Consider the following 264-nt stretch of genomic DNA (forward strand, 5'->3'; position numbering starts at 1 on the left):
ACGTCCTACTCTCACAGGGACAAGGTCCCAACTACCATCGGCGCTAGAGAGCTTAACTTCCGTGTTCGGTATGGGAACGGGTGTGACCTCTCTGCCATCATTACCAGACTGCATTCATTTAAGACAAGAATCATTATATCTTATTTAACTGTTAAAGTCAACAAGTTTTTTTATATTCTTTCAAAACTAGATAACATTGCTTCATATTATATGGTTAAGTCCTCGATCTATTAGTATTCGTCAGCTCCACATGTCACCATGCTT

The 264-nt window shown here is 39.4% G+C and carries 1 rRNA gene; it reads right to left on the minus strand.

What is annotated here, in order from left to right:
- Positions 1-108 (minus strand): 5S ribosomal RNA (gene rrf, locus MR079_RS28775); the annotation flags it as partial.
- Positions 109-264: the final 156 nt, after the last annotated feature.

Origin of the sequence: Bacillus cereus group sp. BfR-BA-01381 (assembly GCF_022663555.1) — a bacterium.
GTDB classification, from domain to species: Bacteria; Bacillota; Bacilli; order Bacillales; family Bacillaceae_G; genus Bacillus_A; species Bacillus_A pacificus.